Source organism: Mailhella sp., assembly GCF_057866825.1.
Genome location: NZ_DBMAHT010000198.1, coordinates 1 through 2,396 on the forward strand (window position 1 = coordinate 1; position 2,396 = coordinate 2,396).

The 2,396-nt window shown below is 63.0% G+C and carries 3 protein-coding genes; 1 reads left to right on the forward strand and 2 read right to left on the reverse strand.

The genetic code is table 11. From position 1 onward, the window contains the following. Positions 1-361, forward strand: a 361-nt coding sequence (locus tag ACZM96_RS10610) for an NAD(P)-dependent oxidoreductase (protein ID WP_489489025.1), incomplete at its 5' end; no start/stop codon positions are given. A gap of 472 nt (positions 362-833) precedes the next feature. On the opposite strand, the gene ACZM96_RS10615 is transcribed toward ACZM96_RS10610, so the two are convergent. Together ACZM96_RS10615 and ACZM96_RS10620 are read right to left on the reverse strand one after the other, a co-directional pair. After that, positions 834-1,187 (reverse strand): hypothetical protein, encoded by a 354-nt coding sequence (locus ACZM96_RS10615; RefSeq protein WP_489489026.1) that lies wholly within the window; start codon positions 1,185-1,187, stop codon positions 834-836. A 37-nt stretch (positions 1,188-1,224) separates the two neighbouring features. Continuing rightward, positions 1,225-2,396: protein-disulfide reductase DsbD family protein (locus tag ACZM96_RS10620; RefSeq protein WP_489489028.1), on the reverse strand; the 1,172-nt coding region annotated here is incomplete at its 5' end.

Here is a 2,396-nt window from a genome sequence, read left to right on the forward strand (position 1 = left end):
GCTCACGGAGGAGACGCGCGGACTCGTGTGCCGCGGGACCCTGAATCTGATGAAGCCGGGCTCGATCATCATCAACACGGCGCGCGGACCGGTGGTGCGCGGCGCGGACGTGGCCGAGGCCCTGCGCGAGGGCAGGCTCGGCGGCTTCGGCGCGGACGTTCTGGAGAGCGAGCCGCCGTCGGAAGACGATCCGCTGCTGTCTGCGCCGCATTCGCTCATCACGCCTCACATCGCCTGGATGACCGACGGCGCGCGGCGCAACATCATATCCATCACGCTGGAGAACATCCGCCGCTTCAAGGAGGGGGATCCGCAGAACGTGGTGAACCGCGAGTGGCTGAAGGCAAAGGCGCAGCGCTGATTCGCCGAAAAGTATTGCGCGAACGCTTCCGGCATGCTTCGTGCATGCGCTGAGAATTTGCCCCGCCGGAAGTGAACGACAAGCTGCATCCGTTCGGAACACGGTTCCGGGCGGATGTTTTTTTTGCGGCGGCGCGGTTGCGGAAGGGCGGCGGGGGAAGCCGTTCGGATTGCCGGAGCGTGCGGCGGGACGGGAGGGCCCGAAGCGGGGTCCAGCGCCGCAGTGCCGAGCCGGAGAGGGGAGAGAGCACAGGGGCGTGGAAGATCGCTGAACGTTCCGGGGTGGGGTGTGCGCGGTCATGTGTTGAAGGATGAAGGTGGGGCGAGGCGCGGGGAGAAACAGGCGCGAAAGAGTGCGAGAATCGCGGAGGAGCAAACGGAAGGCGCGGCGACCGCGGCGCGGCAGGGCGCAAAAAAGCGCGGCAGAAAGCCTTCTGCCGCGCCTGGTGTCGGAATCGTTTTTTGCGGGAGCGTTACGCCTGTTCGTCGTCGTCTTCGTCGAGCATGGCGTCGGTCACGAAGTCGAAGGCGATGCGTTCGATGGGCGCTTCCGGTTCAAAGGAGAACATGTCGGCAAGGAAGTTTTCCGAAATTTCCTTGTTCTGCGCCTTGGCTTCCACAATGAGGGTGTTCATGCGGTCGGTGTAGGCGTGAATGAGGCGGAACACTTCGGTCACAATGGGGCTTTCGGTGGTGGGAGTGTTTTCTTCTCCGCCGCCGCAGCTGGAATGTTCTTCTTCCACGGAGTCGTCGTAGGCGTCGAGAGCGGCGTTGACTTCCAGTTCGGAAAGGGTGGCGAATTCAGGAAGGGTCTTGATCGTGTTCATAGAAAACCTGTGTCTTGGTTTGCGGAACAGGGCGCGCCTATTCCCTGGGTTCGGTAAGGAGTTTCACGGGGTTGAGCATTTCCACCATGCGCTTGTGCGGAATCTTGGCCTGCCGCAGGGCGAGGTGCAGATCGGTGGTGGTGTAGATGTCGCGCAGAACTACGGGCCGGGAGGCGCCGTCCCCTTCCGGGAACACGGCCAGCATGGGAATGCTGGCGCTGTTGAGCGCCTTGAGCAGCGCCTGATGCTCGTCGTTCTTGAAGGTCATGTCCACCTTGACGGCGGTGAGCGAGTACTGATCCAGAATGGGCAGCAGATTGGGTGCGGCTAGCGTGGTGCGTTCCAGCACCTTGCAGGTCGGACACCAGTCGGCCGTGAATTCCACGATCATGGCCTTTTTGCCCAGATTGGCGCGGAAGTCCTCAGCCGAGAACTCCACCCAGGGCACGATTTCCTTCTGCGCGGGCAGGAAGGCCCAGAAGCCGGAAAGCAGAATGGCGCCGAAGGCGAAGGCCCCCAGGAACATGCGCCGGGTGATGGAGCCGCGCAGGCTGCCCCAGCGGCCCCAGATCCAGGCCGTGGTGGCGGCCACGAGCAGGGTGATGAGCGTTTTGACGTGCAGCGCCGGAGGCAGCAGCGAGAACAGATAGATGGCCGTGCCCATGAGCAGGAAGCCGAGCACGCGCTCAAGCACGCTGAACCACGCGCCGGGCCGCGGCAGAAAGCGGATGAGCCGCGGATAGCATGCCAGCACCACGTAGGGCGCGGCCATGCCCACGCCCGTGGCCGCAAAGATGGTCATGAGCACGGGCAGAGGCTTGGTGATGCCCCAGGCCAGCACGCCGCCGAGCAGAGGTCCGCTGCACGGCGTGGCGAGCAGCGTGGTGAACATGCCGGTGCTGAAGGCCTGCATGCGCGGCGAGGAACTGTGGTGACTTTGCAGATCAAGCACCGGCAGATGAAACACGTCGAACATGGAAAGGCCCATGCTGAATACGATGAGCAGCATGAGAAAAATGACTTCACTGCTCTGGAAGAGCTGCCCCCACAACATGCCGGTCACGCCCGAAAGCACCGCCAGAATGGCGAACCACGCCACAATGCCTGCGGCGAAGAACAGCGTGTGCTCGCGGATGCTGCGCCGTCTTTTTTCAAAGTCCTCTTCCGCGTCGAGCAGAATGGAGAACTTCATGGTGAGCACGGGAAGCA

Bases quoted from the DNA above. Each gene is read 5' to 3' on its own strand.
- ACZM96_RS10615 (WP_489489026.1), bottom strand. From the start codon at position 1,187: ATGAACACGATCAAGACCCTTCCTGAATTCGCCACCCTTTCCGAACTG.